General features: G+C 66.8%; 18 protein-coding genes. 12 read left to right on the top strand and 6 right to left on the bottom strand.

Translation table 11 applies throughout. From position 1 onward, the window contains the following. Nucleotides 1-4: 4 nt before the first annotated feature. A complete protein-coding gene (locus AC6LKG_RS15360; protein ID WP_498165583.1) occupies nucleotides 5-1,300 on the top strand; it encodes an ABC transporter ATP-binding protein in 1,296 nt (431 codons plus the stop codon). A gap of 31 nt (nucleotides 1,301-1,331) precedes the next feature. Here AC6LKG_RS15360 and lpxO read toward each other — a convergent pair whose 3' ends face one another. After that, nucleotides 1,332-2,231, bottom strand: coding sequence for a lipid A hydroxylase LpxO (gene lpxO, locus AC6LKG_RS15365; RefSeq protein WP_498165584.1), 900 nt, complete (start codon nucleotides 2,229-2,231; stop codon nucleotides 1,332-1,334). Nucleotides 2,232-2,359: 128 nt separating this feature from the next. On the opposite strand from lpxO, the gene dnaE reads away from it, so the two are divergent. The 7 genes from dnaE to AC6LKG_RS15400 are packed head-to-tail and all read left to right on the top strand — an operon-like array spanning nucleotide 2,360 to nucleotide 11,518. Further along, the gene (dnaE, locus tag AC6LKG_RS15370; protein ID WP_498165585.1) at nucleotides 2,360-5,851 is read left to right on the top strand and encodes a DNA polymerase III subunit alpha; all 3,492 of its coding nucleotides are present in this window, start codon (nucleotides 2,360-2,362) and stop codon (nucleotides 5,849-5,851) included. Further along, entirely contained in the window at nucleotides 5,851-6,942 is a 1,092-nt protein-coding gene (locus tag AC6LKG_RS15375; protein WP_498165586.1) for a glycosyltransferase family 4 protein, read from the top strand. The genes dnaE and AC6LKG_RS15375 overlap by 1 nt, the downstream gene beginning before the upstream one ends. Then, entirely contained in the window at nucleotides 6,939-7,787 is an 849-nt protein-coding gene (locus tag AC6LKG_RS15380; RefSeq protein ID WP_498165588.1) for a polysaccharide deacetylase family protein, read from the top strand. The genes AC6LKG_RS15375 and AC6LKG_RS15380 overlap by 4 nt, the downstream gene beginning before the upstream one ends. After that, nucleotides 7,784-8,539: a glycosyltransferase family 2 protein gene (locus AC6LKG_RS15385; protein ID WP_498165590.1), complete on the top strand. Its 756-nt coding sequence runs from the start codon at nucleotides 7,784-7,786 to the stop codon at nucleotides 8,537-8,539. The genes AC6LKG_RS15380 and AC6LKG_RS15385 overlap by 4 nt, the downstream gene beginning before the upstream one ends. Then, nucleotides 8,536-9,651 (top strand): glycosyltransferase family 4 protein, encoded by a 1,116-nt coding sequence (locus AC6LKG_RS15390; protein ID WP_498165592.1) that lies wholly within the window; start codon nucleotides 8,536-8,538, stop codon nucleotides 9,649-9,651. Before AC6LKG_RS15385 ends, AC6LKG_RS15390 begins: the two co-directional genes overlap by 4 nt. Nucleotides 9,652-9,669: 18 nt before the next feature. Continuing rightward, nucleotides 9,670-10,395, top strand: a complete 726-nt coding sequence (locus AC6LKG_RS15395; RefSeq protein ID WP_498165593.1) for a polysaccharide deacetylase family protein — start codon at nucleotides 9,670-9,672, stop codon at nucleotides 10,393-10,395. Next, complete coding sequence (locus tag AC6LKG_RS15400) at nucleotides 10,370-11,518, top strand: glycosyltransferase family 4 protein (protein WP_498165594.1); 1,149 nt, start codon at nucleotides 10,370-10,372, stop codon at nucleotides 11,516-11,518. Before AC6LKG_RS15395 ends, AC6LKG_RS15400 begins: the two co-directional genes overlap by 26 nt. 58 nt (nucleotides 11,519-11,576) lie before the next feature. Here the strand turns inward: AC6LKG_RS15400 and AC6LKG_RS15405 are convergent, their stop codons facing one another. The 3 genes from AC6LKG_RS15405 to AC6LKG_RS15415 are packed head-to-tail and all read right to left on the bottom strand — an operon-like array spanning nucleotide 11,577 to nucleotide 13,606. Further along, entirely contained in the window at nucleotides 11,577-11,864 is a 288-nt protein-coding gene (locus AC6LKG_RS15405; protein ID WP_498165595.1) for a YkgJ family cysteine cluster protein, read from the bottom strand. Continuing rightward, nucleotides 11,855-12,619 carry a YdcF family protein gene (locus AC6LKG_RS15410; protein WP_498165597.1) on the bottom strand — a complete coding sequence of 255 codons (765 nt, stop codon included), beginning with the start codon at nucleotides 12,617-12,619 and terminating at the stop codon, nucleotides 11,855-11,857. Before AC6LKG_RS15410 ends, AC6LKG_RS15405 begins: the two co-directional genes overlap by 10 nt. Before the next feature lie 15 nt (nucleotides 12,620-12,634). Beyond that, entirely contained in the window at nucleotides 12,635-13,606 is a 972-nt protein-coding gene (locus AC6LKG_RS15415; RefSeq protein ID WP_498165598.1) for a glycosyltransferase family 9 protein, read from the bottom strand. Nucleotides 13,607-13,714: 108 nt separating this feature from the next. Between AC6LKG_RS15415 and msbA the strand changes: the two genes are divergently transcribed. From msbA to AC6LKG_RS15435, 4 genes are all read left to right on the top strand, one after another. Then, the gene (msbA, locus tag AC6LKG_RS15420) at nucleotides 13,715-15,490 is read left to right on the top strand and encodes a lipid A export permease/ATP-binding protein MsbA (protein WP_498165599.1); all 1,776 of its coding nucleotides are present in this window, start codon (nucleotides 13,715-13,717) and stop codon (nucleotides 15,488-15,490) included. 34 nt (nucleotides 15,491-15,524) lie between these two features. Further along, nucleotides 15,525-17,342 (top strand): monovalent cation:proton antiporter-2 (CPA2) family protein, encoded by a 1,818-nt coding sequence (locus tag AC6LKG_RS15425; RefSeq protein WP_498165601.1) that lies wholly within the window; start codon nucleotides 15,525-15,527, stop codon nucleotides 17,340-17,342. Between the two features lie 246 nt (nucleotides 17,343-17,588). Next, the gene (locus AC6LKG_RS15430) at nucleotides 17,589-17,711 is read left to right on the top strand and encodes a hypothetical protein (protein WP_498165602.1); all 123 of its coding nucleotides are present in this window, start codon (nucleotides 17,589-17,591) and stop codon (nucleotides 17,709-17,711) included. Nucleotides 17,712-18,039: 328 nt separating this feature from the next. Next, complete coding sequence (locus AC6LKG_RS15435) at nucleotides 18,040-19,542, top strand: sensor domain-containing diguanylate cyclase (RefSeq protein ID WP_498165603.1); 1,503 nt, start codon at nucleotides 18,040-18,042, stop codon at nucleotides 19,540-19,542. 53 nt (nucleotides 19,543-19,595) lie between these two features. On the opposite strand, the gene AC6LKG_RS15440 is transcribed toward AC6LKG_RS15435, so the two are convergent. Beyond that, on the bottom strand, nucleotides 19,596-20,300 hold the full coding sequence (locus tag AC6LKG_RS15440) for a DUF3053 domain-containing protein (protein ID WP_498165604.1): 705 nt from the start codon (nucleotides 20,298-20,300) through the stop codon (nucleotides 19,596-19,598). 292 nt (nucleotides 20,301-20,592) lie between these two features. Next, complete coding sequence (gene rng, locus AC6LKG_RS15445; RefSeq protein ID WP_498165607.1) at nucleotides 20,593-22,056, bottom strand: ribonuclease G; 1,464 nt, start codon at nucleotides 22,054-22,056, stop codon at nucleotides 20,593-20,595. Nucleotides 22,057-22,556 lie beyond the last annotated feature (500 nt).

The raw sequence follows: 22,556 nt of genomic DNA on the forward strand, positions 1-22,556 counted from the left end.
CTTCATGCATTCCAATGTCCTGATCGAACTGCACGGCGTCGGCAAGTCGTTCCGCGCCGCCGATGGCACCGCGCGCAATGTGCTGGAACAGGTCGATTTCACCCTGCGCGAGGGTGAGATCGTGGCGCTGCTGGGCAAGTCCGGCTCGGGCAAGTCGACCCTGCTGCGCATCATGGCGGGGCTGGTCAATGCCGACCAGGGCACGGTCACGTACCGCGGCCAGCCGGTGTATGGCCCGGCCGCCGGCATCACGATGGTGTTCCAGTCGTTCGCGCTGTTTCCCTGGCTGACCGCACAGCAGAACGTCGAACTGGGGCTGGAAGCGCAGGGCGTGGCGCCGGCCGAACGTGCCAGGCGCGCCGATGCCGTGCTGGACCTGATGGGCCTGGGCGGGTTCGGCGGGGCGTTGCCGCGCGAACTGTCCGGCGGCATGCGCCAGCGCGTCGGCATCGCCCGCGCCCTGGTCATGAACCCCGACGTGCTGCTGATGGACGAGGCCTTCTCGGCCCTGGACGTGCTGACGGGCGAAACGCTGCGCGACGACATGCTCGAATTGTGGGACGAGAGCCGTATCTCCACCAAGGGCATCCTGATCGTGTCGCACAACATCGAGGAAGCGGTCATGATGGCCGACCGCATCATCGTCTTTTCCAGCGACCCCGGCCGCATCCGCAGCCAGGTCCAGATCGGCCTGCCACGACCGCGCAACCCCGATTCGCCGCAGGTGAGGGCACTGATCGACGAGGTCTACGCCCTGATGACGCAGCGGCCGGCGCACGATATGCCGACCCCGCGCCAACAGGGCCTGGGCTACCGCTTTCCGCACACCGAGGTCGAACGCATGGAGGGCGTGCTGGACGTGCTGGCCGAGGCGCCATTCCATGGCCGCGCCGATCTGCCCAAGCTGGCCGAGGAGGCCGAGATCGCCGACGACGACCTGCTGCCAGCGTGCGAGGCGCTGGGGCTGTTCGGACTGGCGCAGATCGACAAGGGCGACATTTTCCTGACGCCGCTGGGCCAGCGCTACGTGCAGGCCGACCAGGGTCAGAAGCAGGCCATCTTCGGCCGCCAGTTGCTGGCGCACGTGCCGCTGGCCGCGCACATCCGCCACAGCCTGGAACAGGAACCGACCGGCGCGTTGCCGGAGAAGGACTTCCTGGACTCGATGGAGGAATTCCTCAAGCCCGACGAGGCCGAGCGGGTGCTGAAGATCGCGGTGGAATGGGGGCGCTATGGCGATATCTATGGCTACGACTACCACACCGGCCTGCTGAGCCTGCCGCCGCGCGAGGCCGGCTAGAGGGGGGGCGCCCGCCCGCCGGCCCAGGCGCTTACAGGGCGATGAAGCCCGCGATCACCAGGATGATCAACCCGTACTTGGTGGCCTTGTAGGCGGTGCGGTTCCAGGCCTTGAAGGCCTTGCGCTTCTGGTCGATGACCCAGTGCGCGTGGGTCAGCTTGTTGATGGCGCCGGTCTGGTCGCCGCCATCGTTGGGCGAGCTGGCCGCTGACATCACCACGCGGCCGAACCAGCGGTTGAAGGCTTCGGCCCAGCCCCACTTGAGCGGCCGCTCGACGTCACAGAACAGGATGATGCGGTTCTGGTCGGTGTGGTTGTAGGCCTCGTGCACGTAGGTCTCGTCGAACACCACGCTTTCGCCGTCGCGCCAGCTATAGGATTCTCCGTCGACGATGATGTGGCAGCGGTCGTCGTTGGGCGTGGCCAGCCCCAGGTGGTAACGCAGCGAGCCCGCGAACGGGTCGCGGTGGGGGTTGAGCTTGCCGCCCGGCGGCAGCTCGGCGAACATGGCGGCCTTGACCTTGGGCAGCGTCTTCAGGATGGCCACCGTCTTGGGGCACAGTTCCTCGGCCGACGGGTGGCGGGCGTCATACCATTTCAGGTAGAAGCGCTTCCAGCCGTACTTGAAGAACGAATTGAAACCGATGTCGTTGTGGCTGTCGGCCGCCTTGATGCGGCGCAGCTCGGCCATCTGCAGGGCCTCGTCGCGGATCGTCTCCCAGTTGTCGTCGAGCACCTTGAGTTCGGCGATCTCGCTGGTGGTCAGATAGGGGGTCGACGGCACCCGCGAAGTCAGCACCATGAAGGCATTGACCGGCGCGAGCAGCACCGAATGGTCCAGCAATTGCCGGCCCAGCGGCAGCTTGACGCGGCCGCGGAAGTGCGCGAACAGGATGGCGGCAAGCCAGATCCCGGGTATCAGCCATTTCATACGTAAATATCGTCCAGCGACGGGTGATCAGGGGCAATCGTCTATTGTTACACAGGGGCGCCCGGCGGGCGTTGGCGCAATCGGCCAATCGGCGCTTTTCGGCCCTCCGACTAGGTACAATTCCCGCTATGTCCGAAGCCGTAACAAACCCGTCCCCATTTGTCCACCTGCGCGTCCACTCCGAGTTCTCGGTGGTGGACGGCATCGTGCGCATCCCCGACCTCATCAAGCGCGTCGCCAAGCACGGCCAGCCGGCCGTCGCCCTGACCGATCTGTCGAACCTGTTCGGCCTGATCAAGTTCTACAAGGGCGCGCGCGGCGCCGGCATCAAGCCCATCGCCGGGTGCGACGTCTGGCTGAGCAACGACGAAGACCCGGCCAAGCCGTTCCGCGTGCTGCTGCTGGTGCGCAATCACCAGGGTTACCTGAACCTGTGCGAACTGCTGTCGCGCGCGTTCCTGACCAACCAGGGCAAGGGCCGCGCCGAAATCCGCCGCGAATGGCTGCAGGGCCAGGACGGCCTGATCGTGTTGTCGGGCGGCCGCGGCGGCGACGTCGGCCAGGCGCTGGACGCCGGCAACGCCGTCTCGGCGCTGGCGCTGGCGCGCCAATGGGCGCATATGTTTCCGGGCAGCTACTACATCGAGCTGCAGCGCGCCGGCATGGATGGCGACGAAGCCTACACCCAGGCCGCCATGCGCCTGGCGGCCGAGGCCGGCCTGCCGGTGGTGGCCACGCACCCGGTGCAGTTCCTGGACGAATACGAATTCCAGGCGCACGAGGCCCGCGTCTGCATCGCCGAAGGCGAGATCCTGGCCAATCCGCGCCGCGTGCGCCGCTTCACCAAGGATCAGTACCTGCTCAGTTCCGAGGAAATGGCGCGCCGCTTCGCCGACGTGCCCTCGGCGCTGGCCAACACGGTCGAGATCGCCAAGCGCTGCAACCTCAGCCTGGTGCTGGGCAAGCCGCGCCTGCCCAACTTCCCCACGCCGGACGGCGTGTCGCTGGACGACTACCTGGTGCAACTGTCCGAAGAGGGCCTGGAAAAGCGCATGGCTTTCCTGTTCCCGGACGAAGCCGAACGCGAATCCAAGCGCGAGCAGTACTACGAGCGCCTGCGCTGGGAGTGCAAGACCATCATCCAGATGGGCTTTCCGGGCTACTTCCTGATCGTGCAGGACTTCATCAACTGGGGCAAGAACAACGGCGTGCCGGTCGGCCCCGGCCGGGGCTCGGGCGCCGGCTCGCTGGTGGCGTACGCGCTTGGCATCACCGACCTGGACCCGATCCGTTACGACTTGCTGTTCGAGCGCTTCCTGAACCCCGAGCGGGTCTCGATGCCCGACTTCGATATCGACTTCTGCCAGGACAACCGCGAACGCGTCATCGACTACGTCAAGGAAAAGTACGGCCGCGCCGCCGTGAGCCAGATCGCCACCTTCGGCACGCTGGGCGCCAAGGCCGTGGTGCGCGACGCCGGCCGGGTGCTGGACATGCCCTACATGTTCTGCGACGGCCTGTCCAAGCTGATCCCGTTCAACCCGATGGATCCGTGGACGCTCGAACGCACCCTGAAGGACGAGCCGGCCTTCAAGGACCGCTACGAGCAGGAAGAGGAAGTGCGCGCGCTGGTCGACCTGGCCAAGCCGCTCGAAGGCCTGACCCGCAACATCGGCATGCACGCCGGCGGCGTGCTGATCGCGCCCGGCAAGCTCACCGACTTCTGCCCGCTGTATTGCCAGCCTGGGCAGGAAAACAGCGCCGTCTCGCAGTTCGACAAGGATGACGTCGAAGCCGCCGGCCTGGTCAAGTTCGACTTCCTGGGCCTGCGCAACCTGACCATCCTGGACTGGGCCGTGCGCTACGTGCGCCAGTTCAACGCGGACAAGCGCGACTTCGACGTCATGGCGCTGGCGCTGGACGATCCGGCTGCCTACAAGATCCTGTGCGATGCCAACACCACTGCCGTATTCCAGCTGGAATCGCGTGGCATGAAGGAGCTGCTCAAGAAGCTGCGGCCCAACACCTTCGAAGACATCATCGCCATGCTGGCCCTGTACCGTCCGGGGCCGCTGGAATCGGGCATGGTGGACGACTTCGTCAACCGCAAGCACGGCCGCGCCGCGGTGGACTACTTCCACAACGACCTGGAAAGCACGCTCAAGAGCACCTACGGGGTCATCGTCTACCAGGAACAGGTGATGCTGATCTCGCAGATCATCGGCGGCTACTCGCTGGGCGGCGCCGACCTGCTGCGCCGCGCCATGGGCAAGAAAAAGCCCGAGGAAATGGCCAAGCACCGCGAACTGTTCGAGAAGGGCGCCAAGGAAAAGGGCCACGACCCCGACCTCGCGGTCAAGCTGTTCGACCTGATGGAGAAGTTCGCGGGCTACGGCTTCAACAAGTCGCACTCGGCCGCGTACGCGCTGATCTCGTACCAGACCGCCTGGCTCAAGGCCTACCACCCGACCGAATTCCTGGCCGCCACCATGTCCTCCGACATGGACGACACCGACAAGGTCCAGATCTTCTGCCGCGACGCCCAGGACAACGGCGTCGAGGTGCTGCCGCCGGACGTCAACTTCTCGGGCTACCGCTTCGAGCCGGTGGCCGACAAGTACACCGAAAAGGGCAAGCCGCCGCGCACCATGCGCTACGGCCTGGGCGCGGTCAAGGGCACCGGCCAGGGCGCGGTCGAGGATATCCTGCGCGCCCGCAAGGAAGGCGGCCCCTTCCAGAACCTGTTCGACTTCTGCCGCCGCGTCAGCAAGCACGCGGTCAACCGCCGCACCATCGAGGCCCTGATCAAGGCCGGCGCGTTCGACACCATCGAACCGAACCGCGCCGCCATGCTGGCCTCGGTGCCCACCGCCATGGAAGCGGCCGAGCAGGCCGCCCGCAGCGCCAACCAGTCCTCGCTGTTCGGCGACGACAGCAGCGACGTGGTGGCCGGCGAACTGGCCAAGGTGGCGCCGTGGGACCTGCACAAGAAGCTGACCGAGGAAAAATCGGCGCTGGGCTACTACTACAGTGGCCACCTGTTCGACGCCTGGCGCGACGAAGTGCGCCAGATCGTGCCGATGCAACTGGCGCGGGTCGAGCCGCAGCGCGATCTGCAATGGATGTGCGGGGTGCTGGCCAGCGTGCGCGTCATGATGACCCGGCGCGGCAAGATGGTGTTCGCGGTGCTGGACGACGGCACCGCGCAGGTCGAGATCTCGGTTTTCAACGAACTCTACGAAAAGCACCGCAGCCGTTTGCGCGAAGACCAGTTGGTCATCGTCCAGGGCAAGGTCAGCAACGACGACTATTCCGGCGGCATGCGCATCGTGGCCGAGCAGCTCTATGACCTGCAACTGGCGCGCGAGGCGCGCGCCAAGTCGCTGCGCGTCAAACTCAATGGCAGCGCCGACGCCGCGCGCCTGCGCCAGATGCTCAATCCGTTCCGCGCCGAACCCGAGAACGGCATTCCCGGCGTGCCGGTGGACATCGTCTATACCAAGAACAATTTCCTCTGCACGGTGCGGCTGGGCGAGGAATGGCGCGTGCGCATGGCCGACACGCTGCTCGAGAACCTGAACGCCTGGACCAAGCCGAACGGCGTGGAGGTCACCTACTGATGCGCATCGTCCACTCGGAAGCGGCCACCAGCTTCGGCGGCCAGGAAGGCCGCATCTTCAAGGAAATGAACGCCATGCGCGCGCGTGGCCATCACCTCGAGGCCATCTGCCAGCCGAACGCGCTACTGGCCGAGCGCCTGTCGGATGCCGGGTTCACCGTGCACACGCTGGAAATGGACGGTCCGGTCAATTACGTCAAGGGCGTCATTGCCATCCGCCGTATCCTGCGCGAAGGGCGTTTCGACGTGCTCAATACCCACAGCCGGCGCGATACGGTGATCGCCGCGGCGGCCGGCCGCCTGGCGGGCACGCCGCTGATCGTGCGCACCCGCCACCTGTCCAACAAGGTCGGCTCGCTCTGGTCGTACACCCGCCTGCCACATCGCGTCACCACCGTCAGCGACCATGTGCGCGAACACCTGATCGCGCGTGGCGTGCCGGCCAGCCACATTGCCACCGTATACTCGCCCATCGTGCTGCCGCCGCCGGTCGAGCATTCGACCTTGCGCGGAGAGCTCGGGTTGGCGCCCGATGACCTGGTGGTCGGCTGTGTCGCCGTGATGCGCGCCACCAAGGGCCACAAGGACCTGATCGACGCCATCGCGCCGCTGATGGCCGCCCGGCCCAGGCTGCACCTGGTGTTCGTGGGCGGCGGCTCGCCGGTGTTCGAGCAGACCCAGGCCTACGTGGCCGAGCGCGGCCTGGGCGACCGCATTCACCTGATGGGCACGCGCCGTGACGTGCCCAACCTGCTGGCCGGCTGCGACCTGTTCGCGCTGGCGACCCAGCAGGAAGCGTCCGGCACGGTCTATGTCGAAGCGCAAGCCAGCGGCCTGCCGGTCATCGGCACCGACGTCGGTGGCGTGTCCGAGATGTTCCGCGATGGCGAAACCGGCATCCTGGTGCCGCCCAGGGACCCGGCAGCACTCACCGCCGCGCTCGAAAAGCTGATCGACGACGCCGCGCTGCGCCAGCGCATGGGCGAGGCCGGCCGCAAGATGGTCTGGGAAGAGGGCGTGTTCTCGCCCGCCCGCCTGGCCGAGACCACCGAGGCGGTCTACACCCGCTGGCTGGCGGAGCGGCGCGCATGAACGCGCCCAACGTCCCGGTGCTGATGTACCACCACGTCACGCCGGCCGGCGGCATGATCAACGCCATGCCCGACGTGTTCGAGGCCCAGATCGCGCGCCTGGCGCGGGCCGGCTACCAGTCGCTGTCGGCCAGCCAGTTCGCCGCCTACCTGACCGGCGCCCCGGCGCCCGAGCGTTCGGTGCTGATCACCTTCGACGATGGCTATCTCAACAACTGGGTCCACGCCCATCCGGTGCTGGCGCGCCACGGCATGCGTGCCGTGCTGTTCACCATCACTGGCTGGATCGGCGACGGGCCGGTGCGGCCGCATGCGGGACAGGGCCTGGTGCTGCCGGCCACGCCCGACCATGACGCCAGCAAGAAGCTGATCGCCGAGGGCCGCGCCGACGATGTCATGCTGCGCTGGAGCGAAATCGAGGCGATGCGCGCCGCCGGCACCTTCGAATTCCATTCGCATACTCACACTCACACGCGCTGGGACAAGGTCTGCGGCGCCGACACTGCCGCCAAGCGGGCTCATATCGCCCAGGAACTGTCCGATTCGCGCGAGACGCTGGCGCGGCGCCTGGGCGCGGTCAGCGATCATCTGTGCTGGCCGCAGGGCTATTTCGACGCCGATTACGTGGAGGCCGCCCGGCAGGCGGGCTTTCGCCACTTGTACACTACCGACCCTTTCGGCCAGAACACCCCCGGCGCCGACCCCGGCCACATCTACCGCTTCGCGGTGCGCAACCAGGGCGGCACCTGGTTGAACCGGCGCATCTGGCTGTCGCGCGATCCCTTCTGGGGGCCGCGCTATCACGCCTGGAAGGCCTGGAAAAAGCGTCTTAGGAATCGCGGATGAAGTTATCAGTCATAGTCATCACCAAGAACGAAGCGGCCAATATCGCCGAGTGCCTCAAGTCGGTCGCCTTCGCCGACGAGTTCATCGTGGTGGATTCGGGCAGCACGGACGGCACGGTGGAACTGGCGCGGGCGCTCGGGGCACGTGTCGAGGTGACGGCCGACTGGCCCGGTTTCGGCCCGCAGAAGAACCGCGCGCTGGATCTGGCCAGCGGCGAATGGGTGCTGTCGATCGACGCCGACGAGCGCGTCACGCCCGAACTGGCGCGCGAAATCCAGGACACCCTGGCCGCTCCGCGCGCGCACGCCTACGAAATCGCCCGCCTGTCGAATTTCTGCGGCCGCGACATCCGCCACAGCGGCTGGTGGCCCGACTACGTGCTGCGCCTGTTCAAGCGCGGCACGGCGCGTTTCAACGACGCCGCCGTGCACGAACGCGTGGTGCCGGCCGACGGCCAGCCGCCGCTGCAGCTCAAAGGCTACTTCCAGCATTATCCGTACGACAACCTGGACGCGCTGGTCACCAAGATCAACCGCTATTCGTCCGACGCCGCCGCCATGATGTACGCCAAGGGCAAGCGCACCGGCGTCTTCGGCGCGCTGGGGCACAGCTTCTGGACTTTCGTGCGTATCTACCTGATCCGGCGCGGCTTCCTCGACGGCCGCCATGGCCTGGTGCTGGCCGTGACCGCGGCGGCGGGCAGTTTCTTCCGTTATTCGAAGCTGATGTTCCTGGCCGAGAAGAACAAGTGAGAATCCTGTACACCAACTTCCACGCCAACAATGGCGGGGGGCACGTCACCTACATCATCAACCTGGCCCGCGCGCTTGCCGCCGAGCACCAGATTACGGTGGCCGCGCCGGCCAGCAGCCGGCTGTACCGCTACGCCAAGGCGATTCCCGGCGTCACGGTGGTGGACATGCGCTACACCACGCGGCCGTCATCCTGGTTCGGCGACCGGGCGCGGCTGCGCCGCCTGATCAAGCAGGGCCGCTTCGACATCATCCACGCCAATGGTTCGGCCGACCACAAGCAGGTCATGCTGGCCACGCTGGCGATGGCGCGCCGCCCGCGCATCGTCTTCACCAAGCACAACGACCACCCGGTTTCCAGCTTCGGCCACAAGCTGCGGGTGGCGCTGGCCACCGACCACAGCATCGCGGTCAGCGACTACATCCATCGCCTGCTGGCCGATTCGCCTTACCGCAAGCGGCCGATCACCACCATCCGCCACGGCATCGACACGCGCTTTTTCGCGCCTCCACCACCCGACAGCCTGGACAAGCTGCGCGAGATATTCTTCGGCCCGGACTGGCGCGGCAAACTGCTGCTGGGCAGCGCCGGCGGCACCGACTACGACAAGGGCTGGCTCGACCTGGTAGCCGCCGTGGCGGCGCTGCCGCCGGGCGACAGGGAGCGCGTGCTGTTGCTGGTGGCCGGCGACCCGCCGTCCGAGGCCAAGCTCGAGCGCGTGCGCGAACTCGGCATGATCGACCAGGTGCGCTTTCCCGGCCTGCTTGACGACGTGCGCGCGGCGCTGGCCTCGTGCCATGCCGGCTTCGTGCTGTCGTACCGCGAGGCCCTGTCGTTCGCCTGCCGCGAGATCATGGGCCTGGGCCTGCCGGCGCTGGTGACCGACGCCGGCGGCCTGCCCGAGAACGTCACCGACGGCGTCGACGGCTGGATCGTGCCGGTGCGCGACGTGGCCGCCATGACCGCGCGCCTGCGCCTCATGCTCGACGACCCGGCGCAGGTCCGCGTCATGGGCGCGAACGCCCGCCAGACCGCCGAGCGCGACTTCAACCTGGCGCGTTTCGCACAAGCCACGGTCGACGTCTACCAGCGTACATTGGGCGGACATTGAGCCCCTTATAATCGCGCCATGTCTATCCCAATTCTCATGTACCACCAGATCGGCGAGCCCAATCCCAAGGGCACGCCGTTTCGTGGCCTGACGGTGCATCCGGACGATTTCGCGCGCCAGATGCGCTGGATGCGCCGCCTGGGCTACCGCGGCCTGTCGATGCGCGACGTCATGCCCTATGTGCGCGGCGAGCGCCGTGGCAAAGTGTTTGGCGTGACCTTCGACGACGGCTACCGCAACGTGGTCCAGAACGCCATGCCGGTGCTCGACGAGTTGGGGTTCACCGCCACCAACTACCTGGTGGCCAACCAGTTCGACGGCGGCAACGTCTGGGACGCCAAGATCGGCATCCCGCACTCGCCGCTCATGACGGTCGACGAAATGCGCCAATGGGCCGCGTCCGGCCACGAAGTCGGATCGCACACCCTGGACCACGTCCACCTGCCCGAGATGACGCCCGACGAGGCCCGCCGCCAGATGGTCGAGTCCAAGGACGTGCTGGAGCAGGCCCTGGGCGCGCCTGTCACCGCCTTCTGCTATCCCTATGGCGACCATGGCCCGGAACACCTGGTCATGGCGCGCGAGGCGGGCTATGACAACGCCACGCTCACCAAGCGCGGCCTGGCCAACGCCAGCGATGATCCTTTCGGGCTGCCGCGGGTGACGGTGTCACGCTCCACCGGCATCTTCCGTTTCCTGCAGAAATGCCTGACGCGCTATGAAGACAAACGCGGGCGCGGCTGAGCGGCGGCTGCGCATCGCACTGCTGGTCGACCGCTTCGGCAACCGCTTCGGCGGCGCCGAGGCCTACGGCGTCGAGCTGATGCGCGTGCTGGGCCAGCGCCACGACGTGTCCGTGGTGGCGCGCGACTTTGACAGCGATTTGCCGTTCCCCTTCCTGCCGGTGCGCTTTCCCGGCTGGTTGCCGAGCTGGATGCGGGTGTTGTATTTCGCCTGGCGGGCCGACCGCCTGACGCGCGGCCGCTTCGACATCGTGCATTCGCACATGAACGGCTGGGCCGGTGAAATCCAGGTCATGCACGTCACGCCGGTGCGCTACAACCGCCTGACGCGGGTCAAGCCGCTCAAGCGAGTGCTCGCCTGGCTCAGCCCGCGCCTGGCCACTTACCTGCTGCTCGAGAAATTCCGCGTGCGCCGGGCACCCGCGCGCCGGGTGGTGGCGGTGTCCGGCCTCATCATGGACCAGTTGCATCGCAGCTATGGCCCGCAATTGCCAGTCGACATCATCGCGCCCGGCGTCAAGCTGCCCGGGCCCGAAGCCGCCGCGGCCCGCGCCGCCACCCGGGCGCAGGTCGGGTGGGACGCCGGCACCATAGGCTGCCTGCTGGTGGCGCGCAACCCGCTGCGCAAAGGCCTGCCCGCGCTGCTCGACGCGCTGGCGCTGCTGCCGACGCAATACCGCCTGCTGGTGGTAGGCGCCGATGAGGCCACCCGCGACCGGGTGCGTAACGCCGGCGCCGTGGCCAGCCGCGTCGCGCTGGTCGACCCGACGCCGGACGTCGCGCGCTATTTCGCGGCCGCCGACATCTACGCCCACCCCACGCTCAACGACAGCTACGCCATGGCGCCGCTGGAAGCCATGTCGCACGGGCTGCCGGTGGTGGTCAGCTCGCCTGCCTATTGCGGGTTCGCCCAGTACCTGTCGGCGGGCAAGGATGCGCTGATTCTTCAGGACCCGCGCGATGGGGCCCAACTGGCCCAGGCGCTGCAAAGGCTGGGCGACGAACCCGAGTTGCGCGCGGCGCTGTCCGAACGCGGCCTGGCCATCGCCCGCGATCAGAGCTGGGAAACCGTCGCGGCACGCTACGAGGATCTGTACCAGGCGGTACTGGCCGAGCGCGGCTGAGGCGCACCGCACTCGGGGCCGGCAGAATAGAAACGGGACCGCGAGGTCCCGTTTGCATTCAATGCGGGGTCGGCGCGGTGGCCCGTTCCAACGCGTCCAGCCAGTGGATCGCGTATTCCCGGTCTGTGCCGCACATCTCGGCCTGGGCCTGCAGCCCGCCGCAGAAATCCGGCCGCGATGGCTGTCCGAAGAGGGCACAGCGCATGTCCGGCAGCAACTGGATACAGGGGACGCCCGCGGGCTTGCCCTCCGGCATGCCCGGTATCGGCCTGGTGATCGACGGCGCGATGCAACAGGCGCCGCAACCGGGCCGGCAGGCCGGCGCCGCCGTTACGTTCAGACCCATCCGCGCAGCCAGTAGACGAACAGGCCGGCGTATTCCTTGATGATGGAACGGCTGGCGTCGAAAGTGCGCTGGTCGGGCAGCCAGCGGTTCAGCGAACCGTCGGCGGGCGGCACGATCTGTGGCGGGGCGGGGGCGGCGATGGCCACCACGCCCTGTTTGGAAAACGCCGCCATGGCGCGCGGCATGTGCAGGGCCGAGGTCACCAGCAGCACCTTGCCGATGCCGTGAGCCTTGAGCTGGTCCTCGGTCAGGGCCGCATTTTCGTAGGTGGTGCGGCTGGCGTTCTCCAGGATCAGCGCCGATTCCGGCACGCCTTGCTGGCGGATGGCGTGGGCCATGCCGCGGGCCTCGCTGACGTCGCCCTCGAGCGCGCCGCCGGACAGCACCACCTTGGGCGCGCGACCGGCCAGGTAAAGCTGTGCGGCCGTGTCCACGCGCACCACTGCGGTGTCCTTGTCGTAGGGCAGGAACCAGTTGGCCCGGCCGTTGGCGGTGTTGCCGCCCAGCACCACGATGGCGTCGGCGGTGGGGGATTCGGCCGGGGGCAGGTGCGGATAGCGGCCTTCCAGCACGCCGCCCAGCCACAGCGACGTGACCGGCAGCGACCACGCCAGCGCCCACAGCAGGCCGGCGGCAATCAGCGCGCCGCCGGTCTTGCGCAGTCGGAACAGGCCTAGCACGAGGCCGAGCACCACCAGGGTCAGGCACAGGTTGAACGGAATGATCAGGTTCGTGAGGTAGCTCGAAAGGGTCATGTCAAAACAATCCGTTTACTGCAAGTGGTCGAGCAACTGGCAGGCCTGTTGCTCGACCTGCGCGTTGGACGGCCACGCCGTCTCCGAGCCCACGCAGACCGCCCGGGGTGACCATGGGCCGGTGCGGCCGGGACGGGTGACGCCGAACAAGGTCAGCTCCCGGGCGCCTGCCGCCGCGGCGACGTGCGAGACGCCCGAATCGTTGCAAATCACCAACGCTGCCCGCGCGGTCAGGGCGGCGAAAGCGCCCAGCGAGAGCGGGGCCAGCAACTGCGCCGTGGGCGCGTTGCGCCGGGCTTCGTCGGTCTCCGCCGGAGGGGGGCACATTACCACGGTATGGCCCCGCGCCTGCAGTGCCCGGGTAAGTGTATCGAATCCTGGCCACACCTTGACCTTGCCCCTGTGCAGGCCTGTCGCCGTCGGGGCGATCAGCACGAACCGCTGGCCGGTCAGGCCCGCCGCTTCCAGCGCCAGCGCCGCGGCGTCCTGGTGAGCGGGCGTCAACGGCAGGTCGAGCGTAGGGCCCGGTTCGGCCGGGCCGGTCGGCAGTCCCCAGCGGCCCAGCGCCGCGCGCGTCAGGTAATGCCAGGCCTGCACCGCGTGCAGTGCCGCTGCTGGCTTGGCCACTGGCCAGCGCAACAGGAAACTGCGGCCATCGTCGCGGTAGCCGGCCGACGGCACGCCCGCCAGGCGGAACACCAGCGCGCTGGAGAGCGAATCCGGCAGCAGCAGGCCGCGGCTATGGCGCGCCTGCGCGCCCAGGGTACGACGATGCGCGGCGACGGTGGCTCTATCTGGCCCCACTTTTCCCAGCATCGGCAGGAACTCCCGTTTGTCGACGCCATCCAACAGATCCCGGGCCCAGGGGCGGGCGCAGATCACCAGGGGCAGGCCAGCCGCCTGCAGGGTACGCAGGCTGGGCAGGCTCATGCAGACATCGCCCACCCAATTGGGCAGGCGGACGTAGAGGCAACTGATTTCGGACATGGGCAGGCGCGGTGCGCAATAGGGGCTGAAAGGGGGACGCCCGGCCCCGCGCGGCAACGCGTAGCCAGTACAATCCGGGGCACAATTGTATAAAAGCGAGTGATTCCATTGAATTCTGCCGCACGCAACACGCCCGCGGGCTCTCAGCCCGTCAAAGCCGAACTCTGGAGCCGCATCTATAGCCGGGTCGGCTCCTACTGGAAGGGGCTGGTGCTGGCGACCCTGCTGATGGCCGGCGCTGCCGCCACGCAACCCACGCTGGCCGTCATCATGAGGCCCTTGCTCGACGATGGCTTCTCGGGCGCCAAACCCTACTATGTCTGGGCCCTGCCGCTGGCTGTGGTGGGCCTGATCTTCCTGCGCGGGGTCTGTAACTTCTTCAGCGATTACCTGCTGGCCTGGGTGGCCAACAACGTCCTGCTGGGCATGCGGCGCGATATGTTTGAACGCCTGCTGGGCCTGCCCGACGCCGATTTCAAGCGCGGCGACACCGGCCGCCTGCTGAACCGCTTCACCATCGACGCGGGCAACGTCACCGGCTACGCCACCGACGTCATTACGGTGCTGGTGCGTGAAACCCTGGTGGTCATCGCCCTGATCTGCGTGCTGCTGTACACCTCGTGGGTGCTGACCCTGATCATCCTGATCATGCTGCCGGTCTCGGTGCTGATCGCGCGCACCTTCATCAAGCGCCTGCGCCGCATCAATCGCGACACCGTCAACATGAACGCCGAGCTGACCCGCGTGGTCAGCGAGGGTATCGATGGTCAGCGCGTCATCAAGCTGTTCGACGGCTATGAGGTCGAGCGCGGCCGCTTCGATTTCGTCAGCAGCCGCCTGCGCCGATTCGCCATGCGCACCGCCACCGCCGACGCGGCCCTGACGCCGCTGACCCAGGTGTGCATCTCGATCTCGGTGGGCGCGGTCATCGCCGTGGCCCTGGGCCAGGCCAACAACGGCTCGCTCACGGTTGGCAGCTTCGCCTCCTTCATGGCCGCGCTGGCCCAGATCTTCGATCCCATCAAGCGCCTGACCAACCTGGCCGCCCGCATGCAAAAGATGCTGGTGTCGGCCGAAAGCGTGTTCACGCTCATCGACCAGGTGCCCGAAAGCGACACCGGCACGCGCGAACTGCCCGAACCGGTGCGCGGCAAGGTCGAATTCCGCAACGTCACCCATCGCTTTTCCGACGCCGACCGCGACACCGTCAACGACGTGTCGTTCGTGGTCGAGCCCGGCCAGACCGTGGCCCTGGTGGGCCGTTCCGGCAGCGGCAAGACCACGCTGGTCAACATGCTGCCGCGCTTTGTGCTGGCCGACAGCGGCGCCATCTACGTCGACGACGTGCCGATCAGCGAACTGAAGCTGCGCAGCCTGCGTTCGCACCTGTCGCTGGTCAGCCAGGATGTCGTGCTGTTCGATGACAGCATCGCCGCCAACGTCGGCTACGGCGCGCTGGGCGAAGCCAGCGAGCAGCAAGTGCGCGACGCCCTGGCCGCCGCCAACCTGCTGGATTTCGTCGAAGGGCTGCCGCAGGGCATCAATACCCCGGTCGGCGAAAACGCCGCGCGTCTGTCCGGCGGCCAGCGCCAGCGCCTGGCGATCGCCCGCGCCCTCATCAAGAACGCGCCCATCCTGATCCTGGACGAAGCCACCTCGGCGCTCGACAACGAGTCCGAGCGCCAGGTGCAGGCCTCTCTCGAACGCCTGATGAAGGGCCGCACCACGCTGGTCATCGCGCATCGCCTGTCGACCGTGCAGAACGCCGATCGCATCATCGTGCTGGACGCCGGCAAGATCGTCGAACAGGGGCCCCATGCCGAGCTGCTGGCCGCCAACGGCCTGTACGCCTCGCTCTACAACATGCAGTTCCGCGAAGACTGATCGCGCGCCACGCCAGGCCGCCCAGGAGCCGTCCATGTCACTGCCCGCAGAAGGCAACCAGCTCGTCAACGTCGTCGTTCTGCTGGGGGCGGCGGTGGTGGCGGTGCCCCTGTTCAAGCGCCTCGGCCTGGGCTCCGTCCTGGGCTACCTGGCCGCCGGCCTGGCCATCGGCCCGTTCGGCGTCGGCTGGTTCTCGGACCCTCGCGCCATCCTGCACGTGGCCGAGCTGGGCGTGGTGATGTTCCTGTTCATCATTGGGCTGGAAATGCAGCCGTCGCGGCTATGGAAGCTGCGTGGCGAAATCTTCGGCCTGGGCGTGGCGCAGGTCGTGGCCTGCGGCGCGCTGCTGACCGTGGTCGGCCTGGCTGCGGGCCTGTCGGGCGCTGCGGCCTTCATGGCGGCAATGGGTTTCGTGCTGTCCTCCACCGCCATCGTCATGCAGATCCTGGCCGAGCGCGATGAAACCGCCAGCGCCCAGGGCCAGCGCATCGTATCGATTCTGCTGCTCGAAGATCTGGCCATCGTGCCGCTGCTGGCCCTGGTGGCGCTTTTGGCGCCGGCGGGCAGCGGCGAACATGGCGATCCCTGGCTCCAGACCGGCATCGCCCTCGGCTGTGTGTTGGCGCTGCTGGCGGCCGGCCGCTGGCTGCTCAATCCCCTGTTCCGGCTGCTGGCCGCGGCGCGCGCGCGCGAAGTCATGACGGCTGCCGCCTTGCTGGTGGTGTTGGGCGCGGCCCTGTTGATGGAACTGGGCGGGCTGTCGATGGCCATGGGTGCCTTCCTTGCGGGGGTCCTGTTGTCCGAATCCACTTTCCGCCACCAGTTGGAGGCCGAGATCGAGCCCTTCCGCGGCATCCTGCTGGGCCTGTTCTTTCTCGGCGTCGGCATGTCGCTGGACCTGGCAGCCGTGGCGCGCGAATGGCAATTGATCCTGGCGGGCGTGGCCGTATTCATGCTGGTCAAATCGGCTGGTGTCTACCTGGTGGCGCGCCTGCTGCGCGCCAGCCATGCCGAGGCCCTGACGCGCGCCGCGCTGCTGGCGCAGGGCGGCGAATTCGCCTTCGTGCTGTACGGGGCGGCGGCGGCCGCCGGCATCTTCGATGCGCACCTGGCCGCGGTGCTGGTCGCGGTGGTCATCATTTCGATGGCGCTCACGCCGCTGTGCGTGCTGGCGCTGCGTTGGCTGCTGCCCAGGCCCGAGCCCTCGATGGATGGGGTCGATGTGGCACAGGATCTGGAGGGCTGCGCGCTGATCGTCGGCTTCGGCCGTTTCGGCCAGATCGTGACCCAGGCCATGCTCGCGCGCGACATGAAGGTGTCGATCCTGGACACCGATACCGACGCCATTCGTGCGGCCGCCAAATGGGGCGTCAAGGTGTATTACGGGGACGGTACCCGTATCGACATGCTGCGCACCGCCGGCGCGGAAACCGCCAAGGCTATCCTGATCTGTATCGACAACCCGCAATCGGTCAATCACATGGTCAAGTTGATCAAGGCCGAGTTTCCGCTGGTGCAGTTGGTAGTGCGCGCTTACGACCGCATCCATTCCCTGGCCCTGGCCAGGGAGGGGGTCGACTACCAGGTGCGCGAGACCCTCGAATCGGCCCTGGTGTTCGGCGAGGCCGCGTTGCGCGCCGTCGGCGTGCCTGCTGACGAAGCCGCGGAAGTCGTGGCGGACGTGCGCAGGCGCGACACCGAGCGGTTCGACCTGGAAGTGGCTGGCGGCCTGTTCGCCGGGCGCTCGCTGCTGTACGGCAACATGACCGGGCCGGCCGACGGCCGCAACGACCAACCTGACCGCGAAACCGCCAGGCCGACTGGCCACGCCGAACCTGGCGCGCCGGCATGACTGCCGCATGGCAAGCCGCCATTCCGTATATTTCCGTCTCTTTGCAATACTTTACGCATCATTTCACGCGCAAGTCCGGGCGGCTGGGGTAGATTTATCTCCAACCACGCTTCACTTCCGAAGCGTCTATGCCAGGGGGCTGCCATGCTGCAATCGGATCGGATTTCCACGACCCCGCACGCTGTCGGGTTTGAACTGGCACGGCGCCAAGCCGTGGCACTGCGTTGCGGATTCTCCGCCAGCGTCATGCGCCGCCTGATCCCAGTGGGTGGCGCCGGCCAGGCCTGGGCCATCAACGCCCACCGCGAAACCGGCAAGGTCCGCGGCGCCAAGGCCTTTCCCTTCCGGATCGCCGCTACCGCATCCTGATGCCGGCCCGGGCGCGTGGCCGTAGGGGCACGCGCCCGTTACCCGGCCAGAGCTGGGCGATCGCCGTCCGCCCCTGGCCGGACGTTGTGGCCAGATACAGCGCCCGGTTGGCCGCATGCAGTACCGCCGCCGTGTCCGCGCCATGCCGCGGCGCGCCGGCCAAGCCGTAAACCCTGTCCCGGTTGTTCATAGCTTCGCTAAATTGGAAAGTACCCGCCATTCGCGCCTCGGAACCCGCGCGGCGGGAGCTTGCCTGTGGGCAGGCGCTTGCGGCATTATGACCCAGAAAAAGCACGACACCCCGCCGCAATCGCGAAGGAGCGCCGTATTGAAGTCCCATGGGTTATTGCACCGCAGCCTCTATGCCCTGGCGGGGCTGATCGCCATCGGCATCTGCGCGGCCGCGGTCGCGCTGTTGTGGATGGACCGGCGCATCACCTGGAACCTGGCCTACGTTGCCGCCAGCAACGTCGCGGAAATCCTCTCGGCCGATATCGGCCGCACCATCCGCGTCTACGATCTGTCGCTGCAGGGCGTCATCGAACGGCTGCGCGAACCCGGCATCGAAGCACTGCCGCCGGCCACGCGGCATCGATTCCTGTTCGACCGCGCCGCCAGCGCCGAGTACCTGGGCACCATTCTCATCCTCGACAAGGACGGCAATGTTCGCTATGACTCGCACAGCCTGCAGCCGCCCGGCGCAAACTTCGCCGATCGCGATTTCTTCCAGGTCCATCGCGATCAGGCCGACGCGGGTATGTACGTCAGCCGCCCCTATCTCAGCCGCCTGCGTGGCGGCGACGAAAGCATCGGCATCAGCCGCCGGCTTTCCAATCCGGATGGCAGCTTCGCCGGTGTCGTGTCTGGCTCCCTGCGACTGGCCTATTTCCGCGAGCGATTCGCCCGTTTGTCGATTGGCCCGCGCGATGCCATCACCATCTTCCGCAATGATGGCGCCGTGATCGCGCGCACGCCGTATTCCTCCCAGGATCTCGGCGCCGATATCGGCCTTTCGCCGGATTTCCAGCAATTCCTGATTCGCCGCGACGGCATGTTCGTCGGCGAGCTGGCGCCCGATGGCGTCAACCGCCTGTACACCTTCGATATGGTGCCCGGCACGCCCTTGATCATCGACGTGGCGATGGCGGTCGATGAAGTCCTGGAACCCTGGGTGCGGCGCGCGATGCTGATCATTCCGGTCACGCTCGCGCTGTTCGCGTCAGTGATGGCACAGATCGTGCTGTACCGGCGCGAGACACGCTTGCGGCAGGCGGTCGAGTCCCAACTCGAGAAAGCGGCGCAGACCGACGGCCTGACCGGCATCGCCAACCGCCGCACGTTCGACGAGACACTGGCGCGGGAATGGGCCAGCGCGTGCCGCACGGGTCAGCCACTGTCGCTGCTGTTCCTCGACGCCGACCACTTCAAGCGCTACAACGACCGCTATGGCCACCAGGAGGGTGACAGGCTGCTCAAGATGCTGGCATTGGCGGTGCGTGGCAAGGCCCGGCGTCCGCGCGACCTGGCGGCTCGCTACGGCGGCGAAGAGTTCGTCGCGTTGCTGCCCGATACGCCGAGCGGCCGGGCGCTGGCAATCGCCGAACGCATCCGCCGGGCCGTGATCGGCCTGCGCGTCGAGCACGAGGACAACGAGGGAGGCATCGTCACGGTCAGCATCGGTGTCGCCACGATGATTCCTCGGCCGGAAGAGGACATGGCCACCCTGGTCGAGGCAGCCGACGCCGCGGTCTATCGCGCCAAGGAGGCGGGGCGTAACCGGGTGGTGGTGGCGGAAGGTCCCGGCGCCAGCGGCCTGACCCGGGCAGGATAGGCCAAAAAAAGACGGCCGCGTCGGGCCGTCTTCCTCACGCGCGTAGGCGAGGATCAGCGTCCGCCCAGCATCACCGCTTGCAGGCGGAGTTGGGCCTGCTGCACCTTCTGCGCCTGTGCGCTCAGGTCCTGCAGCAGCGTGTTCAACTCTGCCAGCACGGCAGGGTCCTGCACGCGCGGTGCCGGGCCCGACAGGTCGATCTGCGCCTTGTGCGCTTCCACGTACTCTGCCACCTTCAGGCTGCTGTCCAGCGTGCCGCTGATCTGCGGCAACACTTCGCGGAAGGTGCTGGCCGGCACCGTGACCGTCTTGTCGTAAGCCTTGTCGTACACCGCCTTCAGGTCGTCAGGCTGCTTGAGCTGCGCATGCGCGGCATCGGCCTTGGCCTGTTCCTTGGCCAGGGCCTCGCCCATGTCCTTGAGTGCGGTCTGCACCGTCTTGATGTCGTCACGGCGCGCGATCACGTCGTTCAGCGTGCGCACGGCGCCTTTCTGCATCAGGCTGCCCATGGGCTTGACCGAGGCGTCCATGCCGGCATTGAAATCGGTGATCACGGTGTACTGCGCGGCATAGTCGCCGAACGACTTCTTCTCTTCTTCCGTCGGCTGCGGCACGCGCACACCCGGCTTGTCGATGATGCGGGTCTGCAGGAACTGCATGAACGCGGCGCGTTGCTCGGGTTCTTTGTTGCCGCAGGCGGCCAGCACCAAGGGCAAGGTCAGGGCCAGCAGCAGGAACGGCCGGAACAGGGTTTTCATTGAATGATTCTCCGTAAAACATGGGAAATGGCGCAGCCCCTGGACATCCGGGGCCTGCCAGCCGGTGGCGAGCTTATCGGGTCATGGTCGTCGTCGCCATGGGTTTCAAACTTCATTTCAATCGAAGTGTCGCGATACAAAGTTCACACAGATTGACGTGAAAGTTTGCGCCGCAACTGTTAGGCGCGACGGCCGGCGCGCGCGTGGGCCCGATGGAACGAAAGCCGCTTGCGCGGCTTTCCGGTCTCGTGAATCTTGCGCGAGCGGCCAGGTGCCTGCAAGGCGGCAAGCCTCAAACTAGGATGATGTCGTACTTTTCCTGGGAGTATGTGCTCTCGACTTCCAGCGACACCCGCTTGCCGACGAAGTCCCCCAGCATCGCCAGATGCTGGCTTTCCTCTTCCAGGAACAGGTCCACCACTTCCTGCGAGGCGAGGATGCGGAACTCCTTGGGATTGAACTGGCGCGCCTCGCGCAGGATCTCGCGCAGGATTTCATAGCAGACCGTGCGCGGCGTGCGCACATTGCCACGTGATTCGCACATGGGGCAGGGCTCGCACAGCTGGTGCGCCAGCGAGTCGCGGGTGCGCTTGCGCGTCATCTCCACCAGCCCAAGCTGGGTGAAGCCATTGACCGTCATGCGGGTGCGGTCGCGCGCCAGTGCCTTCTTCAGCTCGGCCAGCACGGTTTCCCGATGTTCCTGTTCCTCCATGTCGATGAAGTCCAGGATGACGATGCCGCCCAGGTTGCGCAGGCGCAATTGGCGCGCGATGGCCTGCGCCGCTTCCAGATTGGTCTTGAAGATGGTGTCGTCGAAGTTGCGGCCCCCGACAAACCCGCCGGTATTGACGTCGACCGTGGTCAGCGCCTCGGTCTGGTCGATGATCAGGTAGCCGCCTGATTTCAGGTCGACGCGGCGCGACAGCGCCCGCGCGATCTCCTCATCGACATTGGCGGTATCGAACAGAGGGCGCTCGCCGCTGTAGTGCTGGATGCGATCGACCACCGACGGCGTGTAGATGCGGGCCCATTCCAGCATTGCGGCGGTGGTGGTGCGCGAATCCACCAGGATCGTGCCGGTGGCCGGTCCGACCATGTCACGCAACACGCGCTGCGCCAGCGTCAGGTCCTGGTGCAGCAGTGCGGGCGCCGGCTGGGTGCGGGCAGCGGCCTGTACGCTGGTCCATAGCTTGCGCAAATACTCCAGGTCGGCGGCCAGCTCGTCGTCGTTGGCGCCTTCGGCCTGGGTGCGCACGATGAAGCCGCCTTTTTCCTCGGCCGGCATCAAGGCCTGCAGGCGTTCGCGCAACTGGATGCGTTCGGACTCCGAATCGATCTTCTGCGAAATGCCAATGTGCGGGTCATGCGGCAGGTACACCAGCATCCGGCCAGCCATGCTTATCTGCGTCGAGAGGCGGGCGCCCTTGGTCCCCAGCGGATCCTTGACCACCTGCACCATGATGGTTTGCCCTTCGAACAGCAGTTTTTCAATGGGCGTGGGTGTCAGGCCCTGGCTGCGTTCGCTCCGGTTCTCGCGCAGATCCGCGATATGAATGAAGGCGGCCCGCTCCAGGCCGATGTCGATGAAGGCGCTCTGCATGCCTGGCAGCACCCTGACGACCCGTCCCAGGTAGATATTGCCAACGTGTCCGCGCTGGATGCTGCGTTCCACGTGCAACTCCTGCACCGAACCCTGCTCGACCAGCGCGACGCGGGTCTCGAAGGGAGTGACGTTGATCAGGATATCTTCGCTCAACGCGATGGTTGGGGGCATGGGGGCATCTTCTCCAGGGTAAGGGCTGTGCGGCGCAAGGCGAATAGTAAACGTACCGGAGCGCCGGGCGACCAACGCGATAGCCTACAGGCAAGACGGCCTATCTATATATAGAAGACAGGGGCGTATAGAAGACAGGGGCGCCTCGAGGATATCGGCGATCGCGCCGCGGGGCAGGCGAGCACAACGCTATCTATATAGAGAGACGTGGCATTGGGCAAGTGCGTGGGGGGAGAGGGCTGCCCGTGAGGGCCAAGTAGCAGGCGGTCTGCGAAATTCATCAGACTTTTTTGCGTCGGGCGTGTGACAGCCAAAATTTCTGTGCTATAGTCTCGCTCCTTCGCAGTTCAAGCAATTTGTTGGGCAGCGAGGCAAGGCAAGTGCAACGGATTTGGCGCCACGGCGACAGATCTGCCGCAGGGCAGCAAGGCGGTGAGTCAGCGATGATTCTCTCGAACCGGCGGTCGGCGAATTTTGCGTAA

It is taken from the genome of Achromobacter sp. 46006 (assembly GCF_059761975.1).